The 20,934-nt window shown below is 68.2% G+C and carries 12 protein-coding genes; 5 read left to right on the top strand and 7 right to left on the bottom strand.

Going from position 1 to position 20,934, the window contains the following annotated elements; genetic code table 11:
* Window positions 1-101: 101 nt before the first annotated feature.
* From N7I30_RS11160 to N7I30_RS11150, 3 genes are all read left to right on the top strand, one after another.
* Window positions 102-431 carry a DMT family transporter gene (locus tag N7I30_RS11160; protein ID WP_040325405.1) on the top strand — a complete coding sequence of 110 codons (330 nt, stop codon included), beginning with the start codon at window positions 102-104 and terminating at the stop codon, window positions 429-431.
* A 37-nt stretch (window positions 432-468) separates the two neighbouring features.
* Window positions 469-1,389, top strand: a complete 921-nt coding sequence (locus N7I30_RS11155) for a uracil-DNA glycosylase (protein WP_498638837.1) — start codon at window positions 469-471, stop codon at window positions 1,387-1,389.
* Window positions 1,390-1,510: 121 nt separating this feature from the next.
* Entirely contained in the window at window positions 1,511-2,974 is a 1,464-nt protein-coding gene (locus tag N7I30_RS11150; RefSeq protein ID WP_498638835.1) for an MFS transporter, read from the top strand.
* A 159-nt stretch (window positions 2,975-3,133) separates the two neighbouring features.
* Here N7I30_RS11150 and N7I30_RS11145 read toward each other — a convergent pair whose 3' ends face one another.
* The 3 genes from N7I30_RS11145 to N7I30_RS11135 all read right to left on the bottom strand — a co-directional run bounded on the left by N7I30_RS11145 (window position 3,134) and on the right by N7I30_RS11135 (window position 8,620).
* Window positions 3,134-5,119 carry a PhoX family protein gene (locus tag N7I30_RS11145; RefSeq protein ID WP_498638833.1) on the bottom strand — a complete coding sequence of 662 codons (1,986 nt, stop codon included), beginning with the start codon at window positions 5,117-5,119 and terminating at the stop codon, window positions 3,134-3,136.
* A gap of 142 nt (window positions 5,120-5,261) precedes the next feature.
* On the bottom strand, window positions 5,262-6,212 hold the full coding sequence (locus N7I30_RS11140) for a DMT family transporter (protein WP_035694397.1): 951 nt from the start codon (window positions 6,210-6,212) through the stop codon (window positions 5,262-5,264).
* Window positions 6,213-6,322: 110 nt separating this feature from the next.
* Complete coding sequence (locus N7I30_RS11135; RefSeq protein WP_498638831.1) at window positions 6,323-8,620, bottom strand: xanthine dehydrogenase family protein molybdopterin-binding subunit; 2,298 nt, start codon at window positions 8,618-8,620, stop codon at window positions 6,323-6,325.
* Between the two features lie 214 nt (window positions 8,621-8,834).
* On the opposite strand from N7I30_RS11135, the gene pepN reads away from it, so the two are divergent.
* Window positions 8,835-11,483 (top strand): aminopeptidase N, encoded by a 2,649-nt coding sequence (gene pepN, locus N7I30_RS11130; protein ID WP_498638829.1) that lies wholly within the window; start codon window positions 8,835-8,837, stop codon window positions 11,481-11,483.
* Window positions 11,484-11,711: 228 nt separating this feature from the next.
* Window positions 11,712-13,958, top strand: coding sequence for a PAS domain-containing sensor histidine kinase (locus N7I30_RS11125; RefSeq protein WP_498638826.1), 2,247 nt, complete (start codon window positions 11,712-11,714; stop codon window positions 13,956-13,958).
* A gap of 117 nt (window positions 13,959-14,075) precedes the next feature.
* Here the strand turns inward: N7I30_RS11125 and N7I30_RS11120 are convergent, their stop codons facing one another.
* The 4 genes from N7I30_RS11120 to N7I30_RS11105 all read right to left on the bottom strand — a co-directional run bounded on the left by N7I30_RS11120 (window position 14,076) and on the right by N7I30_RS11105 (window position 20,875).
* Window positions 14,076-17,099 carry a bifunctional [glutamine synthetase] adenylyltransferase/[glutamine synthetase]-adenylyl-L-tyrosine phosphorylase gene (locus N7I30_RS11120; RefSeq protein WP_498638824.1) on the bottom strand — a complete coding sequence of 1,008 codons (3,024 nt, stop codon included), beginning with the start codon at window positions 17,097-17,099 and terminating at the stop codon, window positions 14,076-14,078.
* Window positions 17,068-18,501 (bottom strand): sensor histidine kinase, encoded by a 1,434-nt coding sequence (locus N7I30_RS11115; RefSeq protein WP_228238861.1) that lies wholly within the window; start codon window positions 18,499-18,501, stop codon window positions 17,068-17,070. The genes N7I30_RS11120 and N7I30_RS11115 overlap by 32 nt, the downstream gene beginning before the upstream one ends.
* A gap of 6 nt (window positions 18,502-18,507) precedes the next feature.
* Window positions 18,508-19,185, bottom strand: coding sequence for a response regulator transcription factor (locus N7I30_RS11110; protein ID WP_024348712.1), 678 nt, complete (start codon window positions 19,183-19,185; stop codon window positions 18,508-18,510).
* 178 nt (window positions 19,186-19,363) lie between these two features.
* Window positions 19,364-20,875, bottom strand: coding sequence for a Do family serine endopeptidase (locus N7I30_RS11105; protein WP_187392206.1), 1,512 nt, complete (start codon window positions 20,873-20,875; stop codon window positions 19,364-19,366).
* Window positions 20,876-20,934 lie beyond the last annotated feature (59 nt).

Raw genomic sequence — 20,934 nt, 5'->3', positions numbered from 1 at the left:
CAAACAGCCGGCGTCGTGCGGATCGTCGCGGACGTCCCCGGCCCTTGACGCGCCGCCCGCGGGCGGATCAGACAGGCCCGGCCCGACACAAGGAGACCGGCTTGAACGCGCTCTATCTCGGCATCGCGATTCTCTGCGAGATCGTCGGTACCACCGCCCTCAAATCGACCGAAGGCTTCACCCGGCTCGCACCCTCGCTGGTCACCGTGGCGACCTATGTGCTCGCCTTCTACTTCCTGTCGCTGCCGCTGCGCACCATGCCGGTCGGCATCGTCTATGCGATCTGGTCGGGCACCGGAATCGTGCTGCTGGCCCTCATCGACATCTTCTGGTTCCGCGTCACGCTCGACCTGCCGGCCCTGCTCGGCCTGGCGCTGATCGTCGGCGGCGTGCTCGTCATCAACCTGTTCTCCCAGTCGCTCGGCCACTGACGCCGCCGTCGCGCCGCGCGGAAAAATCGGCTAGGGAATGGCCATGAACGCCGAGCCCCACCCCATCGACCGCGAGGCGGCCATCGCCCTCCTCGAATGGTACCGCGCCGCCGGCGTCGATGCGGTGACCAGCGAGGCCGCGCGCGACCGCTTTGCCGAGACGCAGGCCGAGATCGCCGCCCGCAAGGCCCGGCGCAGCCAGCCGGCAGGCGCCGCCCCGGCAGCGTCCGGCGATGCTCCGCGCCCCGCGCGGGAAGCGAGGCCCGCCCCGGCCAGGACGCCGCAGCCGGCCGAGGAGCCCGGCTTCCCCTCGCCCCGCATCGCGGTGCCCGACGACATCGCCGTCGCCGATGCCCGCGAACGCGCCCGCTCGGCCACGACCCTGGCCGAATTGCGCGCCGCGCTCGACGATTTCGACGGCTGCAATCTGCGGATCTCGGCCCGCTCGACGGTGTTCGGCGATGGCAGCGAGACCGCCGATCTGATGCTGGTCGGCGAGGCGCCGGGACGCGAGGAGGACACCGCCGGCGTGCCCTTCGTCGGCCGCTCCGGGCAGCTTCTCAACCGCATGCTGGAATCCATCGGGCTCGAGCGCGAGGCGGTGCGGGTAACCAACACCGTGCCCTGGCGCCCGCCCGGCAACCGCCCGCCGACGCCGGCCGAGACGCAGATCTGCCTGCCCTTCGTCCAGCGCCATATCGAACTGGTGGCGCCGAAGATCCTGGTCTGCCTCGGCTCGCCTTCGGCCAAGGCGATCCTGGGGGCGCAGGAGGGCATTCTGCGGGTGCGCGGCCGCTGGACCACCTACAGTTTCGGGCTGGAGCAGTGCGACGCCATCGACGCGGTGGCGATGCTGCATCCGGCCTATCTGCTGCGCCAGCCGGCCCAGAAGCGCCTCGCCTGGCGCGACCTGATCGCCCTGCGCGAGCGTCTGGCGCAGAAATCGACGGCGGGCTGACGCGGGACCGGGCCGCCGCACGAATCGGCAGCGAAAAGGCACTCGCCAAATCGGTCCGAAACGCCTAGCTCTGCCCGCGAGGCAACGCGCCGCATCGACCACACCGTTCCGGGGCCGTCCCATGCCACTGCAGATCCTGCCGATCGCCGCACTGCTCGCATCGACCTTCTTCCTGATGGCCGGCGCCGGGCTGATGGGCATTCTCCTGCCGGTGCGCGGCTCGATCGAGGGCTGGTCGAGCTACCAGATCGGCGCCTTCGGCACCTCCTACGCCATCGCCTTCACGGTCGGCTGCTTCGTCATGCCGGTGATCGTGCGCAGCGCCGGCCATGTGCGTACCTTCGCCAGCCTCGCCGCCCTCCTGGCGATCTCCGTGCTCTTGAGCGGCGTCCTCATCGACCCGCTGGCCTGGATCGTCTTCCGCGCCATGGCCGGCTTCGCGCTGGCCGGCACCTACATGGTCGTCGAGAGCTGGCTCAACGAGCGGGTGACCAACGAGAGCCGCGGCAAGATCTTCTCGATCTACATGGTGGTCACCATGGCGGCGATGATGGGCGGCCAGTACGTCATGCCCCTCAGCCGGCCCGAGCTGACCATTCCCTTCATGCTCTGCGCGATCCTGTTCGCGCTGGCGGTGATCCCGACGGCGCTGTCGCGCGCCGCCTCGCCGAAGCCGCTGACCAGCGTGAAGATCGATGTCGGCCTGATCTTCCGCAATTCGCCGGTCGCCGCCGTCGGCGTGCTCCTGGCCGGCATCATGTCCGGCGGCTGGAACAACATGGCGCCGGTGTTCGGCCAGAAGATCGGCCTGTCGACCACCGAGATCGCCACCCTCGTCGTCGTCGCCATGGCCGGCGGCATCGTCTTCCAGGTGCCGCTCGGCCGCTTCTCGGACCGGATGGACCGACGCTATGTGATGACCGCGGCCGGGCTGATCGGCTTCATCGCCGCCGTCCTCGGCGTCTATGTCGATGCCATGCCCTGGGGCGCGACGGTCTATTTCGTCGTCGCCTTCATCCTCGGCGGCATCGTCTATCCGTCCTATTCGCTGGCCGTGGCGCATGCCAACGACTACGCCGCCGACGAGGATTTCGTGAAGATCTCCAGCGGCCTCCTGATCCTCTACGGCGTTGGCACGATGATCGGCCCGATCTATGCGGCATTCCTGATGGAGAGCTTCGGCCCCGAAGGCATGTTCCAGGCGGTCGGCACCTCGGCCGTCGCCTATGCCGCCTATTCCTACTACCGGACCTACCGCCGCGAGGCGCTGCCGGTGGACGAGCGGGCTGACTTCCAGACCGTGCCGCTGGCCCGCACCCAGACGCCGACCAGCTTCACGCTGGATCCGCGCGCCGAAGCCTCGATCACCGCCGAGGAGGAACTGGCCGCCAGCGACGAGGCCGAGGCAGCCGAGGCAATGGCCAGCGCCGAAGCGGAGGCCGAAGCAGAAGCGGCGGAGGCCAGTGCCGAGTCAGAAGCAGCAGCGAAGGCGGAGGCAGAGGCGGACCGAACCGACCGCCATGCTGCCGCCGCGCGCCCGGTCGAACCGGTGACCCCGCCGGACGACAAGGCCGGCGGCATCTGAGCGCCAGGCGCGGACGCCAGCTCCCTCCCCGGCCGATTGCGATCATCAGCGCCGGGGCGAAAGCCGGAAACAGACAACGTCTCCGGGCCTTGCACCCACACAAACGAAAACGGGCGGCCGTGATGGCCGCCCGTTTCGCGTTTCGGAACTGTCCGGCGGTCAGCCGATGCGGCCGCCGCCCTGCTTGGTGATGGCCACCACCGACGGACGCACCGGCATGTCGTCCTTGAAGTCCGGCCAGCGGGTGGAGAGATCCTCGTAATAGGACGGCCGGCCGAAGCCTTCCCAGTCCTCGCCGCCATCGGCCGGGTGCTGGACCGCCACGAAGGCCGTCTGCATGTCCGGCAGGATCAGCGGACCGCACATCTCGGCGCCCACCGGAACGCGGAAGAACAGCTTCGACGTGCCGCGGGCCGCGCCCTCGGTGTCGACGGCGAAGAGACCGTCGGTGCGGCCCGTCGCCTTCGGCGAATTGCCGTCGGTGGAGACCCACAGCCGGCCCTCGGCATCGACCGCGCAATTGTCCGGCATGCCGAACCAGCCGTTCTTCGTCGTTTCCGTCGAAAAGGTCGCGCCGACATCGGCGACCGACGGGTCGCCGCATTTCAAAAGGACTTCCCACGTGCCCTTGGTGGCGGCGAAGTCGCCGCCGTCCTCGGCGATCTCGATGATGTGGCCGAAGGCGTTCTTGGCGCGCGGATTGGCGGCATCGGCCTCCTCGCGCTTGGTGTTGTTGGTCAGCATCACGTAGACGCGGCCATTGGTGCCGTTCGGCTCGATGTCCTCCGGACGGTCCATCTTGGTCGCCTCGAGGAGATCGGCCGCGCGCCGGGTCTCGATGACCACGTCGGCCTGGCTTTCAAAACCGTTCTCGGCGGTCAGCGGGCCTTCGCCGAAGACCAGCGGCATCCAGGTCAGGGAGCCGTCGTCCTCGAACTTCGCGACATAGAGCGTGCCCTCGTCGAGAAGGTCCATGTTCGCGGCCCGGTCGTCGGGATTGTAGGTGCCCGCGGTGACGAACTTGTAGACATAGTCGAAGCGCTCGTCGTCGCCGAGATAGAACACCACCCGGCCATCCGCCGCGACGATCGACTCGGCGCCTTCATGCTTGAAGCGGCCGAGCGCGGTGCGTTTCTTCGGCACCGAGTTCGGGTCCTCGACATCGACCTCGACGATCCAGCCGAAGCGGTTGGGCTCGTTCGGCTCCTTCGACACGTCGAAGCGATCGTGGAAATTGCCCCATTCGTAGCTGCCGTCCGGCACGCCGTAGCGCTCGTAATTCTGTGCTTCCCGGTGATCTGCCGGCAGTTCGCCGACGAAATAGCCGTGGAAGTTCTCCTCGGCCATGATGTAGGTGCCCCACGGCGTGACGCCGCCGGCGCAATTGTTGATGGTGCCGAACACCTTGGTGCCGGACGGATCGGCCTTCGTCTGCAGGCGGGCATGGCCGGCGGCCGGGCCGCGCAGCTCCATCTCGGTCCCGGCGGTGATGCGGCGGTTCCTGGCGCCGTCGGTCACCACCTGCCACTTGCCGTTCTCCTTGCGGATCTCGACGATGGTGCCGCCATGGGCCGCCATCTCGATGTCGACCCGCTTCTGGTCGGCCGCGGCGACCGTGAGCTTGTCGCCCTCGACCTTCACGATGCCCGGGAACATCAGGTGTTCGTTGGTGTATTCGTGATTGACGACGAGCAGGCCATGCTCCGACGAACCGTCGATCGGGATGAAGCCGACATAGTCGTTGTTGTAGCCGAACTGGCGCGCCTGGGCTTCCGGCGTCTGGTTCGCCGGATCGAACTCCGGTGAATCGGCGAAGACCGGGTCGCCCCAGCGCAGCAGCACGTCGGCATCGTAGCCTTCGGCGATGTGGTGCATCTCGTCGACGCCGGCCTCGACCTCGGTGAAATCGAATTTCGAGCCAGTGGCGCCTTCGGCATGGGCCTCGTCGGCGGCCATCAGCGCCAGCGGGCTCACCGTGGCGGCGATCGCGGTGGCGGCCATCGAGCCGCGCAGGAAGTCGCGGCGCGAGAAGCGCGTCGCGATCACGTCGCCCATGGTGCGGTTGTCGGTCGGGTTCAGACCGTCGCCATCGGCCTCTTCAAGCTGGCTGGTGCGGAATACCGCACGGCTTGCATGTTCGTTCATCGACGCCCCCTGATCTTGCGAAATCCGGCACCGTCCAACTTTTGGAACGGTTCCAGCATCGCATAATCAGGCAAGGTCACAAGCCGATGACACGCCACTGTGAAGGCCGAGGAAGGCGCGCGGGCCTGCACCGGTGGGCGTTTCAGCCCGTCGGCGGGGTGACCCGGCGGGCCCGCGAGCGCTCCAGGCCCAAGCGGTGCTCGCGCCAGATGATGAAGATGCCGGCCGACACGACGATGGCTCCGCCGAGGATCGTCGTGCCGCTCGCCGCCTCGTCGAAGATCACATAGCCGATGATGATGGCGAGGATCAGCGAGGTGTATTCGAAGGGCGCGATGGTCGAGGTGTCGGCATAGCGGTAGCAGGCGGTCAGGAGCAGCTGGCCGACGCCGCCGCACAGGCCGGCGAGGATCAGGAAGCCGGCCTGCTCCCATGTCGGCACTACCCAGCCGAAGAAGATCGACAGCGCCGCCAGCGCCGACGAGGTCAGCGAGAAATAAATGACGATGGTGGCGGTCTTCTCGGTGTGGACCAGCCGGCGGATCTGGATCATGGCGATGGCGGCCACGGTGGCCGAGACCATCGCCGCGGCAATGCCGATCGCCTCGCCATCGGCCAGCCCGTCGCTGCCCAGCGACAGTTTCGGCAGCGTCACGACCATGATGCCGATCAGCCCGACGAGCACCGCCGACCAGCGGTAGAGCCAGACGACCTCCTTCAGGAAGATCGCGGCGAACACCACGGTCAGCAGCGGCGCACCATAGGTGATGGTGATCCATTCGGGATAGGGCAGCCGCGTCAGGGCGAAGAAGCCGAACCCCATGGAGGTGACGCCGATGACGCCGCGCCAGACATGGCCGCCGAGATGGTCGGTCGTCAGCGCCGTGCGCAGATCGCCGAGCCAGGCGAGATAGATGACGACAGGCACCAGCGCGAAGAACGAGCGGAAGAACACGATCTCGCCGGCCGGAATACCCTGGGCCCCCGCCTTGATGGAGGTCTGCATGCCGACGAAGACCACGACGGAGATGCATTTGAGCATGATGCCGAGCATCGGATTGGGCGAGGCCGCGTCGCCAGGCACCTGTGGCATTCGTCCCCTCAGACCGCCGCGCCCCTTTGCAGGCGCCGGCATCGTCGATCATGCGTTTCTGTCATCGCCCGGCAGGCCGTTTCATGGACGACCGGGCGACGTTCGGGCCCCTAGCGGGCGGCCTGCAGCGCTTCCCAGACCCGTAGCGGGGTCGCCGGCATGTCGATATGGGCGACGCCCGCCGGCCGCAGCGCGTCGACGACGGCATTCATCACCGCCGGTGCGGCGCCGATCGTGCCCGCCTCGCCGGCGCCCTTGATGCCGAGGGCATTGGTGGTGGACGGCACGTTGCGCGTCTGGAAGTCGAAATACGGGAAGTCCCAGGCCCGCGGCATGGCGTAGTCCATGAAGCTGGCGGTCACCAGCTGGCCGGTCTCGTCATAGACGGCGTTCTCGATCAGCGCCTGGCCGATGCCCTGCGCGACGCCGCCATGGATCTGGCCGGCCAGAAGGATCGGGTTCACCGTCACGCCGAAATCGTCGCAGATCGTGTAGGACAGGAGCTCGGTCATGCCGGTCTCCGGGTCGATCTCGACCTCGCAGACATGGGTGCCGTTCGGATAGGTCGCCTCGTCCTGCTTGAACTCGCCGACCGCCTTGCGATCGTCGTCGGACTTGGCCGCCGCCGCCAGCGCGGCGAAGTCGATGGCCCGGTCGGTGCCGACGATCCGCGCCTCGCCGCCTTCCAGCTCGATGTCGGTCGCGGCGGCTTCCAGCTCGTCGGCCGCCAGCTTCTTCAGCTTCTCGGCCAGCGACTGGCTGGCCCGGCGCACCGACACCGCGCCCAGCGGGATGGAGCGCGAACCGCCGGTGCCGCCGCCGGTCGGGGTCTCGTCCGTATCGCCCTGGCGCACGTCGATCCGGTCGTAGTCCAGCTTCAGCGCCTCGGCGACGAACTGGGCATAGGCCGTGGCATGGCCCTGCCCGTTGGTCTGGGTGCCGATCTTCAGCTCGATCCGCCCCTCATGCGTCAGCTCCACATAGGCCGGCTCGGAACCGGGAAAGGCGCAGGCTTCCACATAGGTCGCAAAGCCGATGCCGCGCAGCTTGCCGTTCTTGCGGGCCGCGTCTCGCCGGGTCTCGAAGCTGGCCCAGTTCGCCCGCCGCAGGCCGGCGTCGAGATGGCCGGCGAAATCGCCGGTGTCGTACAGTCGGCCGATCGGGGTGCGGTAGGGCAGCTGATCGGAGCGGATGAAGTTGCGCTTGCGGATCTCGTCGCGTCCGAGGCCCAGCTCGATGGCGCATTCGTCCACCAGCCGCTCGATCAGATAGGCGGCTTCCGGCCGCCCGGCGCCGCGATAGGCGTCCACCGGAACCGTGTTGGAATAATAGAGGTGGCAATCCACGTCGATCGCCGGGATGTCGTAGAGGCCGGTCGCCATCGACATGCCGAACCACGGGATCATCGGCCCGAACTGCGAGGCATAGGCGCCGAGATTGGCGTGCAGATCGATTTTCAGCGCCAGGAACCGACCGTCGGCATCCATCGCCATCGAACCGGTGACGATGTTGTCGCGGCCATGGGCGTCGGTGACGAAATGCTCGGTGCGGTCGGCGGTCCACTTGACCGGCTGGCCCAGCCGTTGCGCCGCGACCAGCACCAGCGCATGCTCGCGATACAGGAACGCCTTGGTGCCGAAGCCGCCGCCGACGTCGCGGGTGACGACGCGGATCTTGTCCTTGCCGACCTTCAGGACGCGCGCCGCCAGCGTGTCGCGCATGCCGTGCACGCCCTGGCTGCCGGTGGTCAGCGTGTAGCGTTCGCTCTCGGCGTCATATTCGCCGACCGAGGAGCGGACCTCCATGTAGTTGCAGACGAGGCGGTTCTGCACGAGGTCGAGGGTCGTGACATGCGCTGCCTGCGCGAAAGCCGCGTCCGTCTTCTCCCGGTCGCCCTCATGCATGTGGCCGGCGATGTTGCCGTCGCGATCGTCCCAGGCGAGGAGGTGGCCGTCCTTGGCCGCCGCCAGATCGGGCACCGCGTCGAGCACGTCGTAGTCGATCTCGATCAGCTCGGCCGCGTCGCGCGCCTGGATCGCCGTCTCCGCGACGACGAAGGCCACCGCGTCGCCGACATGGCGCACCGTGTCGCGGCACAAAACCGGCGCGTCATGGGGCTGGAACGGCTCGCCGCCCACCTGCTTGGGGCTGGCGAGACAGGGCACTTCGCCGAGTTCGGCGATATCGGCATGGGTCAGCACCATGCGCACGCCCGGCGCGCTGCGCGCCGCTTCCAGGTCGCCGATGGTGAAGCGGGCATGGGCATGCGGCGAGCGCACCACGGCGGCGTGCAGCAGGCCGGCGCGGGTCTCGTCGTCGGTATAGTGGCCCTCGCCCCGGATGAAGGCGTCGTCTTCCTTGCGCAGCACCGACGCGCCGAGGCCAAACTTTGGGGTCATGACGTTCATGGGAAAGCTCCTTCGACGCGAACCGATCGCCGTGGACAGCACCCGTTCGCAACGGGAGGGTCGGCCACAATGGTCTTAAACACCACTTATTGCTTCCGGCGCAGCCCGTCGAGGGTGGAGGTTGCCGGCCCGCCGCATGTGCCCCACCGCCGCACGCGATTGGCAATCTGCGGTTTCCGGTCTAACTGCCGGGAAAATCAGGAAAGGGAAGCCCATGCTGCGCAGTGAAGACGGCCAGACGATCCGGCTGGAAGATTATCGCCCGACCGATTTCATCCTGCATTGCGTGGACATGACGGTCCGCCTGTTCGAAGGCCGGGCCGAGATCGACACGCGACTGGTGCTGGAGCGGCGCGAGGGCGTGGCCGAGGATGCGCCGCTGGTGCTGGACGGCGACGAACTGACCCTGACCGGCCTTGCCCTCGACGGCGCCGCGCTCGAGGCCGACGCCTATACGGCGGCGCCCGACCGGCTGACGATCCGTCAGGCCCCGGCCCGCGACCGCTTCCTTCTCGACATCGCGACCCGCATTGTCCCGGAAGAGAACACCAAGCTGATGGGGCTCTACCGCTCCAACGGCATCTGGTGCACCCAGTGCGAGGCCGAGGGCTTCCGCCGCATCACCTATTTCCTCGACCGACCCGATGTGCTCGCGCCCTACCGGGTCCGCATCGAGGCCGACCGCACGGCCGCCCCCGTCCTCCTGTCGAACGGCAACCCGACCGAGAGCGGCGATCTCGGCGACGGCCGCCACTACGCCGTCTGGGACGACCCGTTCAACAAGCCGGCCTATCTCTTCGCGCTGGTCGCCGGCGATCTCGATTCCATCCGCGAACCCTTCACCACCGCCAGCGGCAAGCCGGTCGAACTCGCCGTCTACACCGAGAAGGGCCGCGCCGGGCAGGCCGGCTACGCCATGGACGCGCTGAAGCGGTCGATGGTCTGGGACGAGCGCCGCTTCGGCCGCGAATACGACCTCGACGTGTTCAACATCGTCGCCATCGCCGACTTCAACATGGGCGCGATGGAGAACAAGGGCCTCAACGTCTTCAACCACAAATACGTGTTGCTCGATCCGCAGACGGCGACCGACACCGACTATGCCGGCGTCGAGACAGTGATCGCCCACGAATATTTCCACAACTGGACCGGCAATCGCATCACCTGCCGCGACTGGTTCCAGCTCTGCCTGAAGGAAGGCCTGACGGTCTATCGCGACCAGGAGTTCAGCGCCGACGAGCGCTCCGCCACGGTCCAGCGCATCGGCTCGGTCCGGCGCCTGAAGGCGCACCAGTTCCCCGAGGATCAGGGCCCGCTCCAGCATCCCGTCCGGCCGACGGAATACAGGGAGATCAACAACTTCTACACGGCGACCGTCTACGACAAGGGCGCCGAGATCGTCCGGATGCTCGCCACCATCCTCGGCGAGGACGGCTTCCGGAAGGGGATGGACCTCTATTTCGAGCGCCATGACGGCGACGCCGCCACGATCGAAGATTATCTCGCCTGCTTCGAGGCGGCCACGGGCGTCGACCTCTCGCATCTGGCGGTCTGGTACAACCAGGCCGGCACCCCGACCCTGTCGGTGCGCGAGGACTACGATGCCGGCACCGACCGGCTGACCGTCACCCTGCGCCAGTCGCTCGACGAGGGCGCCGCCGGCACGAGGACCGATCCGGTCCATATCCCGATCCGCTTCGGCCTCGTCGGCTCCAACGGCCAGGACAAGGACGCCGTGCCGACCCATGGGCCGGACGTGGAGGGCGACGTCATTCACCTGACCGAGGCCGAGACGACACTGGTCTTTGAGAATCTCGGCGAGCGCCCCTACCTCTCGATCCTGCGCGACTTCTCCGCCCCGGTGAATCTCGACTTCGCCCAGAGCGAAGCCGACCGCCTGGCGCTCGCACGGCTCGACCCCAACCTCTTCAACCGCTGGAGCGTCCTCAACGACCTCCTCGGCGAGGCGATGGTGCGTGCCTGCCGTGCGGGCGGCGCGGCGACCGCCTCGCCGCTGCCGGCGGAGATCGTCGACGCGGTGCTGGCCACCGCCGCCGACCCCGCGCTGGAGCCCGCCTTCCGGGCACAGGCCCTGGCCCTGCCGGCCGAACCGGACGTGGCGCGCATGCTCGGCCGCGACGTCGACCCGCAGATCGTCCACGACGTGGTAGACGCCGCCCGCCGGGCGATCGGCACCGCCGGCGTCCAGGTCTTCGAGCGGCTAGCCGCCGAGATGGCGACGGTCCAGGCCTTCTCCCCCGACGCCGAAAGCGCCGGCCGGCGCTCGCTCGCCAATGCGGCGCTCGCCTATCTGACCGCCGCCACGAACGACCCGGCGGCGGCCGAGGCGCAATATGCCAGCGCCTCCAACATGACCGACCGCCTCGCAGCGCTCGGCATCCTCGTCCATCGCTTCCCGGATGCCGCGGCGTCGCAGGCCGCGCTCGACGATTTCTACCGGCGCTTCGAGACCGACGAGCTGGTGCTCGACAAATGGTTCGCCCTGCAGGCGACCGTGCCCCGGCCCGAGACGCTGGAGACGGTGATCGCCCTCACCGGCCACGCAAAGTTCTCCATGCGCAACCCGAACCGCGTGCGCGCCGTCATCGGCACCTTCGCGGCCGGCAACCAGCTTGCCTTCCACCGCCCCGACGGTGCTGGCTATCGCTGGGTGGCGGAGCGACTGGTCGAGCTGGACCGCCTCAATCCGCAGATCGCGGCGCGCATCGCGACCACCTTCCGGTCGTGGCGCAGCTTCGAGCCGACCCGCCGCGGGCAGGCCGAAACGACTCTGCGGCAACTGCTTGAGACTGAACATCTTTCGACGGATCTTGGAGATATCTTGGGAAGGTCTTTGAAATGACTCGTCAATTCGTTGACTCCCAGATTCTGCCGCAATTCCACGCTGGACAAGGTGATTCGCATTTGCTCAATTGGTAATGATTCGGATCGGCGGCGTTCCTGATCGTTAAGATGCGGTTTACGAGGGGTGAGCATGCGAGCGGACGCGTCCAACGCGCCGGCAGGGGGACTATTGTCCCGATTCGAGGCCCTGCTGACTGCGCGAACGGAAATTGCTGGACACGCCAAGATGTTGGCGGCCCCGGCCTACCGACAGCTTCTGCGCTCCGAGAAGGCGCTTCGCCGCTCGATCCCCATCCTCATCGTCTCCTTCCTGGCGCTTGCGGCGGTCATCCGTCTGGCGACCCTCGTCGAGGAGCGGATGGCACTGGAAGAGGGTGCCGTCCGCGACCTGACCATCGCCACCGCGCTGATGCGCGCCGAGAGCCACGCCATCGAGGCCGATGGCGACGGTGTCGCGCTGGCGGCGGATCTTCTCGCCAGCGCCCTGCCCGCCGAGCTCCTGCGCCACGGCCGCTTCGCCGTGGTCAGCGACAGTGACGGCATGATCGTCGCGGCCATGCCCGGCTTCGAGAACCTCGTCGGCGGCGACCTCAAGCGCCTGATCGGCGAGCATCAGGAACTGTTGATGTTCGGCGAGCGCGCCGGCGTGCAGGACACCCGCTTCGGCAGCGAACCGGCCTTCGTCGCCAGCGCCCGCCTCGCCGACAATCAGGGCATCCTCACCTTCGTCCAGCGCGAGACCGACCTGCTGTCCGAATGGCGCCATTCGGTCTCGGTCAACGTCACGCTCTTCGCGCTGACCTCCACGATCATGCTGGTCGTGCTCTATGCCTATTTCCGCCAGGCGACGCGGGCCCAGGACGCCGACGCGCTGTATCTGGAAACCCATCAGCGGGTCGATACCGCCCTGTCGCGCGGCCATTGCGGGCTCTGGGACTGGGACATCGCGCGCGGCCGCATGTACTGGTCGCGCTCCATGTACGAAATTCTCGACCTCTGCCCCAGGGACAGCGTCCTGGCCTTCGGCGACATCGCGCCGCTGATGCATCCCGACGACGGAAGCCTGTTCGAGGTCGCCCGGCAGGTCGCCGCCGGCAAGATCACCAGCCTCGACCGCGTCTTCCGCATGCGCCACCGCAACGGCAGCTATGTCTGGCTGCGGGCCCGCGCCGAGGTGTCGCGCACCGCCGAGAACGAGGTCCACCTGATCGGCGTGGCCGTCGACGTGTCCGAGCAGCAGGAGCTGGCGCGCCGCACCGACGAGGCCAACACCCAGCTCAACAACGCCATCGAGAACATCTCCGAGACCTTCGTCCTGTGCGACAGCCAGGATCGCCTGGTCCTGTGCAATTCCAAATATCGCGAGACCTTCGGCCTGACCGAGGCGGACGTCGCACGCGGCACGCCGCTGGCCACCGTCATGGCCAAGGCCCGCAAGCCGATCGACAGCCATGCCGTGACCAGCCCGACCTTCGCCAGCGGCGAGCGCGCCTCCGAGGCGCTGCTGCCGGACGGCCGCTGGCTGCTCCTGTCCGAGCGCCGCACCGCCGACGACGGCTTTGTCTCCATCGGCACCGACGTCACCCAGCTCAAGCTGCATCAGGCCCGCCTGTCGGATTCCGAGCGCCGGCTGATGGCGGTCATCGACGATCTGTCGATCGCCCGGCGCGACGCCGAGCGCAAGGCGGTCCAGCTGACCGAGATGAACCAGAACTACGCCGCCGAGAAGGAGCGCGCCGAGACGGCCTCCAGCGCCAAGACCACCTTCCTGGCCAACATGTCCCACGAGCTGCGCACGCCGCTCAACGCCATTCTCGGCTTCTCCGAGATCATGCGCCAGGGCACCTTCGGCCCGATCGGCTGCCCGAAATACGGCGAGTACGCGGAGGACATTCACCAGAGCGGCCACTACCTGCTGAAACTGATCAACGACATCCTCGACATGGCCAAGATCGAGGCCGGTCGCCTGGTCCTGAACCACGAGACCGTGGACCTCAGCGAGATCGCCACCGAGACCGGCAAGATCATCGAGGTCCAGGCCGACCAGAAGGCCATCCGCCTCAATGCCGACGTGCCGGAGCGCATGGAGCTGACGGTGGACCGCCGCGCGACCAAGCAGATCGTGCTGAACCTCCTGTCCAACGCCGTGAAGTTCACCGACGATGGCGGCACGGTGAAGATGAAGCTGCGCACCGTCGGCGACGCGGCGCTGATCACCATCGCCGACAACGGCATGGGCATTCCGCGCGCCGCGCTGAAGAGCCTCGGCAAACCCTTCGAGCAGATCGAGAACGAGCTGACCCGCACCAACAAGGGCACCGGTCTCGGCCTCGCCATCGCCCGGTCGCTGGTGGCGCTGCAGGGCGGCCGCATGCGGATCAGCTCGCAGGTCGGCGAAGGCACCATCGTCGCCATCCGCCTGCCGCTAACCCCTGCCCAGACCGAAGCCCTTGACCAGGCCGCCGTCGCCTGACGCCTCGCGCGGCAACGCCGCGCGGGTACGACCACGTCCGCGGGGCTGCGGGAGATCAATCCACGCTAAGGAGCCAGGCGGCCACGCATCGCGCGGCCGACAGGGCGCAGGACGTCATCAGCCCCCTTGCGCCGTCGTCGCGGCATCGGCCGGCGCCGTCTCGTCCTCGCCGGAGACCGGCAGCAGCGTGTTGAAGGCGTGCCGCACCCGCGCCGCCGTCTCGGCAAGCAACGGCGCCACTTCGCCCGGCTCTTCCAGCCCCAGCGCCCGCGTCAGCCGGTCGGCCAGCCCGGGCGGCAGATCCTCGATGCGCTCGACCCCGGTCGGGCCGAGCCGCAGGATCTGGATGACCGACGTATAGGTCCGCATCGCACCCGGCAGGTCCACCGGCGCTCCGTCGGCATCAACGGCGGCGAGATCGGCGGCGGAAAGGACGGACACGGTCGGGCTGCCGACGAGATCGGAATCGGCCCGCCCGGTCAGCAAGGCCCATTGCGCCAGGAACTCCAGGTCGATCAGGCCGCCCGGGATCAGCTTCAGATCGAGCGGCCCCTTGGGCGGCTTATCGCGGTCGAGCCGCGCCCGCATGTCGGCCACGTCGCGGCTGGTCGTGGCCTCGTCGCGGGCCTCGCCGAGAATGTCGCAGATGGTGTGCCCGACCTCGTCGCGGAACTCCGGATCGCCGGCGATCGGCCGCGACCGTGTCAGCGCCATGCGCTCCCAGGTCCAGGCGTCGGTCGCCTGGTAGCGGCGGAAGGAATCGATGCGGGTCGCCAGCGGCCCCATGTTGCCCGACGGGCGCAGGCGGAAATCGACCTCGTACAGGATGCCCTCGCGCATCTGCACGGTCAGCGCCGCGATCAGCCGCTGGGTCAGCCGGGCGAAATACAGCCCCGTGGCGAGCGGCTTGTCGCCGTCCGATTCCTCGACATCCGGGTCGTGGTCGTAGAGCAGGATCAGGTCGACGTCGGAGCCGGCGGTCAGCTCGCAATTGCCCAGCCGCCCCATGCCGAGCAGCGCCAGCCGCGCGCCGGGCACCCGGCCATGCTTCTCGGCGAAGGCGTCGCCGACCGCCTTGAGCGTGGCGTCCAGCACCACATTGGCGATGTTGGAGAAGGCCGGCCCCGCCTCCCCCACATCGACGACACCGCTGAGCAGGCGCGCACCGACAAGGAAACGCTGTTCGGAGGCAAAGATCCGCAGCCGCGCCAGAATGTCCTCGTAGCCATTCGCCTCCGACAGGAAGCTGGCCAGCCGCTTCTCCATCATCGCACTCTCGGGCACCTCGTCGAAGAAGGCCGGGTCGAGCAGCGCGTCGAAGACATGCGGGCGCGCCGCGATGGTCTCGCGCAGCGCCGGGGCCGAGGTGATGATCAGCGCCAGCAGGTCGAGGATGCGCGGGTTGGAGGCGATCAGCGAGAAGAACTGGATGCCCGCCGGCAGGCCCGCCAGGAACGTGTCGAAGGCGGCGATCGCCCCGTCCGGGTCCTTGGCGTTGGAAAAGGCCGCCAGCAGCATCGGCAGGCCCGAGGCCAGGCGCTCGCGCGCCGTCTCCGACCGCGTCGAGCGATAGCGGCCGAACCCCCATCCGCGCACAATCCGCGCGACGTCCTCCGGCCGGGCAAAGCCCAGCTCCTTCAGCCGTGCCAGCGCGTCGGGATCGTCCTCGCTGGACAGGAGCCGCTTGGAGACCGCCTCCTCGCCCTCTCCCGCATCGCGCTCGCGGCCATCGTTGAACAGGCTCGTATAGTGCCGATCCACGCGGCGCAGATGCGACAGCAGCGCCTCGGCGAAGGCCTCGTGATCGGAAAAGCCGGCCAGCCGCGCGATGCGTTCCAGCCCTTCCTCGTCCTCCGGCAGCGTGTGGCTCTGCTCGTCGGCGACCATCTGGATGCAGTGCTCGATCCGCCGCAGGAACCAGTAATCCTCGAGGAGGTCGCGGGCCGTATCGGCGGTGATCCAGCTCCCCTCGGCCAGTTCGTGCAGCGCCTCGTCGGTGCGCCGGCTGCGCAATTGCGGTGCGCGTCCGCCGGCGATGAGCTGCTGGGCCTGGACGAAGAACTCGACCTCGCGAATGCCGCCCCGGCCGAGCTTCACATTGTGGCCGCCGACGGCGATGTCGTCGAAGCCGCGATGGCGATCGATGCGGGTCTTCATCGCCTGGATGTCGGCGATCGCGGCGAAGTCGAGATATTTGCGCCAGACGAAGGGCGTCAGCTCCTGCAGGAACGCCTCGCCCGCCGCCCGGTCACCGGCGATGGTGCAGGCCTTGATCATGGCGGCGCGCTCCCAGTTGCGCCCCGAACCCTCGTAATAGCTCATCGCCGCATCGGTGGAGATCGCCAGCGGCATCGCGCCCGGGTCGGGCCGCAGCCGCAGATCGGTGCGGAAGACATAGCCGTCGGCGGTCCGTTCGCCGACGATCCGCACCAGCCGCCGCACGATGCGCGAGAAGGTGTCGACCGATTCGGTCGGATCGGCAGCGACCGACTGCTCGGGATCGAAGAACACGATCAGGTCGACATCGCTGGAATAGTTCAGTTCGCGCGCGCCCAGCTTGCCCATGCCGAGGACGAACAGGCCGCATCCGGCCTCCGGGTCGGCCGGGTCGGGCAGCACGATCTTGCCGCCCTTGTGGGCCGCGATCAGGCAGAAGCGCAGCGCCGTCGCGACCGCCGCTTCGGCCAGCTGCGACAAATCCTCGGTGGTCTCCTTGACGCTCGCCGCGCCGAACAGGTCGCGCAGCGCGATCAGCAGCGAGACCTCGCGCTTGATCAGGCGGATCGTCGCCATCAGCGCCGTTTCGCCCTGCTCCGCCACCTCCATGTCGCGCAGTTCGCCGATGCGCTGCGCGATTCTTTTACGCGCCGGCGCATCGAACAGCGCGTCCAGCCATTCGGGGTGCTGGAGCATCTGGGTGTTGAGATAGGTCGACAGGTCGAGCACCGCGCCGAGCCGCGCCACATCCGGGCCGCCCCGTGCGAGAAATTCGCCGAGCCGCGTCAGATCCTGCGCCGCCGCCGCCTTGCTCAGGTCAGTGAGCCACGCCTCCGCCTTGACGGGATCGAGCGGCGTCGGGGCGATGTCGCCGCCGATGCCCAGACCGCTGTCATGCTCTTGCGCCGTGTCCTGTTTCGCCATCGGCGACCGTCTTTCCATCCTGAGGAAACTCCAGGACCACTCTAAGGCCCGGAGCCGCATCCTCAAGCGCGAGACGTCCGCCATGCACCCGCGCGATCGCCTGGACCAGCGACAGGCCGAGGCCGGAGCCCGGCAGCGAACGGCTCTGGTCGAGGCGGTAGAAGCGCTCCAGCACGCGCTCGCGCTGGTCGGCGGGCACGCCGGGACCGTCGTCCGACACCGACAGGCGACAGACACCGTCGGTCAGTTCGAGCCGCACGGCGATCCTGGCGCCGCCGCCATCCGCGACACCGTATTTCAGCGCGTTGTCGATCAGGTTCGACAGGGCCTGGGCGATCAGTTCGCGGCTGACGGAGGCCTGCACCGGCGGGCTCGGCGCAAAGACCAGCGTCGCGCCCGCTTCCTCGGCGAGCGGCTCGTAGAGTTCGCAGACATCCGCCACGATCCCGGCGACGTCGACGCGGGTCTTGATGACCGGATGCGATCCAGCCTCGACCCGCGAGATCATCAGCAGCGCGTCGAAGGTACGGATCATCTGGTCCGCCTCGGAGATCATCCCCTCCAGGACGGTGCGCGTGCCGGCGGCGTCGACATCGGCCGACAGCGCCGCCTCGGCGCGGTTGCGCAGGCGCGTCAGCGGCGTCTTCAGATCGTGGGCGATGTTGTCGGAGACCTGGCGCAGGCCCTCCTGCAGCAGGGCGACGCGGGCAAGCAGCGTGTTGAGATTGTCCGACAGCCGGTCGAACTCGTCGCCCGTGCCGGTCACCGGCAGGCGTTCGGTCAAATCACCGGCCAGGATCCGCGCGCTCGCCCCGGACATGCGGTCGAGGCGCTGCAGTGCCTGCCGTCCGACGAGGAACCACGCGAACAGCGCCGCCGCACCCATCAGGGCGAAGGCCAGGATCAGCGCGCTGCGCACGATCTGGCGGAAGCGTTCCTGCTCGGTCTGGTCGCGGCCGACCAGCACCCGCATGCCGTTCGGCATGCTGACCACCTGCGCCACCGCCAGATGGTAGCGGTCGCCCGGATCGTCGGCGAAGCGCTCGTAGCCGAAGGGCTGTTCGGTGAAGCCGCCCTCGTCGAGGACGCCCGCCTGCAGGCTCTCCACATTGCCGGCGAGAATGCGCCCGGTGGCGTCGGTGACGAGGTAGAGCGAGGCACCCGGCTGGCGTGCGCGGCGGTCGATGGTGCGCACCAGCCCGGCGATGCCGGCGGCGTCGTAGATCTGCGCGATCTCGCCGATTTCCTCGTTGATCGCCGCCCGGCTCTGGTTCTGCAGGATGCTCGACGCCGTCGCGGTGACATAGAAGACGAGGATCACGGCAGCGACCGAGAACAGCAGGAAATAGACCGCCGACAATCGGACGGCGGTCATCCGCATCAGGGCCTTCAACCGCGCCATCGGGGCTTACGCGTCGCTGCGCATGATGTAGCCCGAGCCGCGCACCGTGTGCAGCAGCGGCGTGTCGAAGTCGCGCTCGATCTTGGAGCGCAGCCGCGAGATATGCACGTCGATCACGTTGGTCTGGGGGTCGAAATGATAGTCCCAGACATTCTCCAGGAGCATCGTGCGGGTGACGACCTGGTTAGCGTGCTTCATCAGATATTCGAGCAGCCGGAACTCGCGCGGCTGCAGCACGATCGGCTTGCCGTTGCGGCGCACCTCGTGGGACAGCCGGTCGAGTTCCAGGTCCCCGACCCGGTAGCTGGTCTCCACGTCCTTGCTGCCGCGGCGCCGTCCCAGCACCTCGATCCGCGCCAGGAGCTCGGAAATCGCGAAGGGCTTGGCGAGGTAGTCGTCGCCGCCCGCCCGCAGGCCGGTGACCCTGTCGTCCACCTGCCCCAGCGCCGACAGGATCAGCGCCGGCGTCTCGTTGCCCTTCTCGCGCAGGCCCGAGATGATCGACAGGCCGTCGCGCCGGGGCAACATGCGGTCGACGACGAGAACGTCGTAGCTGCGGCTGTCGGCCATGTGGAAGCCGTCGTCGCCATCGCCGGCATGTTCGGCGACGTGACCGGCCTCGCGCAGCGCCTTGACCAGATAGGCGGCGGCTTCGCTGTCGTCTTCGATGATCAGGATGCGCATGGGGTCGGGCAGCGTTGCGGGGCTCGGGGAGAAGGGCATCTCGGTTTCTCCTATGTGAACCATTCGGCGCAAAAGAAAAGCGGCTGACCGGCGTGCCGGGCGCAGGCCTGGCGCGTCGGTCAGCCGCCGCGGGTGGAGAGAGCGAGGCCCGAAGGCCTCGCCATCATCGTCGGAAGGATCAGCTCTTGGCGATCGGCAGCGCCACGAAGCGGTTCTGACCGTTGGTCTGGAGCTGGAACAGTGCCGCCTTGCGACCGGATTCCGCAGCGGCGTCGATCGCCGACTGCACGTCCTTCTGGGTCTCGACCGTCTCGCCATTCACCGCGATGATGATGTCGCCGGCCTTGATGCCCTTCTCGGAGGCCGAGGAATCTGGCTTCACGTCGGTGACCACGACACCCTCGCCGTCTTCCGACGGGGTCAGGGTCAGGCCGTAGCCCGACAGCGACGACGGATCGACCGGGACGCCCGAACCGCGGGCCGAGGCGGCCTCGTCGAGGCTGGACAGATTGCCCAGTTCCACCGACACGTCCTGCGCCTTGCCATCGCGCCATATGGTCACGTCGACCTTGGTGTCCGGGCGGTAATTGCCGATCATGCGGGCCAGTTCGCGCGGACCCTCGACGGTCTCGCCGTTGACCGCGGTGATCACGTCGCCGGTCTTGATGCCGGCCTTGGTCGCCGGGGTCTCGTTGTCCGGCAGGGTGACGATGGCGCCCTTCTCCTCGTCGAGGCCGACCGCCTCGGCGATGTCGTCGGTGACCGGCGCGATCTGCACGCCCAGCCAGCCACGCTCGACGCTGCCGTCCTCGCGCAGCGACTGGATGACGTCCTTGGCGACCGAGGCCGGGATCGCGAAGGCGATGCCGACATTGCCGCCCGACGGCGAGAAGATCGCCGTGTTGACGCCGATGACCTTGCCGTCGAGACCGAAGGCCGGGCCGCCGGAATTGCCGCGGTTCACCGCCGCGTCGATCTGCAGGAAGTCGTCATAGGGGCCGGCGCCGATGTCGCGGCCGCGGGCCGAGACGATGCCGGCCGTCACCGAGCCGCCGAGGCCGAACGGATTGCCGACTGCCACGACCCATTCGCCGATGCGCACGGCGTCGTCGTCGCCGAACTCGACATAGGTGAACTTGGTGTTGCTCTCGTCGACCTTGAGCAGCGCGAGATCGGTGCGCGGATCGGTGCCGATCAGTTCGGCGTCGTACTCCGTGCCGTCATCCATGACGACCGTGTACTGGCTGCCGCCCTCGACCACGTGGTTGTTGGTCACGACGAAGCCGTCGTCGGAGATGAAGAAGCCCGAGCCCTGGCCCATGCGGGTGCGCGGCTCGCGATCCGGGCGCATGCCGTTCGGGGCGTTGTCGCGGCCCGGCACGTCGAAGAAGCGGCGCAGCGGGTGATCTTCCGGCAGGCTGTCGAAGGGGCTGCCCATCTGCGGGCCGCGGCCCTGCGACATGGTCGGGGTCACTTCCTGGGTGACGCGGACGGAGACGACGGCCGGCGAGACCTTCTCCACCACGTCGGCAAAGCCGAAATTCTGGACCGGTGCCTCGACCTTCACCGGCTCGGCGAAGACCGGCACGGTGTTGCCGACGACGCCGGTCAGCGCGACGCTGGCGACGCCCGCGGCCAGAACGCCGGCAATCAGACCGCCACGCTTCGTCTTGTTCGCATCGTTGCGCATTGGAAACCCTCTTCGATTGGTCTTCGATCCCTGTGGCGCCGGCACGAGCCGTGCGCCAT

Source organism: Aurantimonas litoralis (assembly GCF_026153195.1).
Classification (GTDB): Bacteria; Pseudomonadota; Alphaproteobacteria; order Rhizobiales; family Rhizobiaceae; genus Aurantimonas; species Aurantimonas coralicida.
The sequence above is the reverse complement of the archived record's forward strand: the minus strand, read 5'-3'. Positions and strand labels throughout refer to the sequence as shown.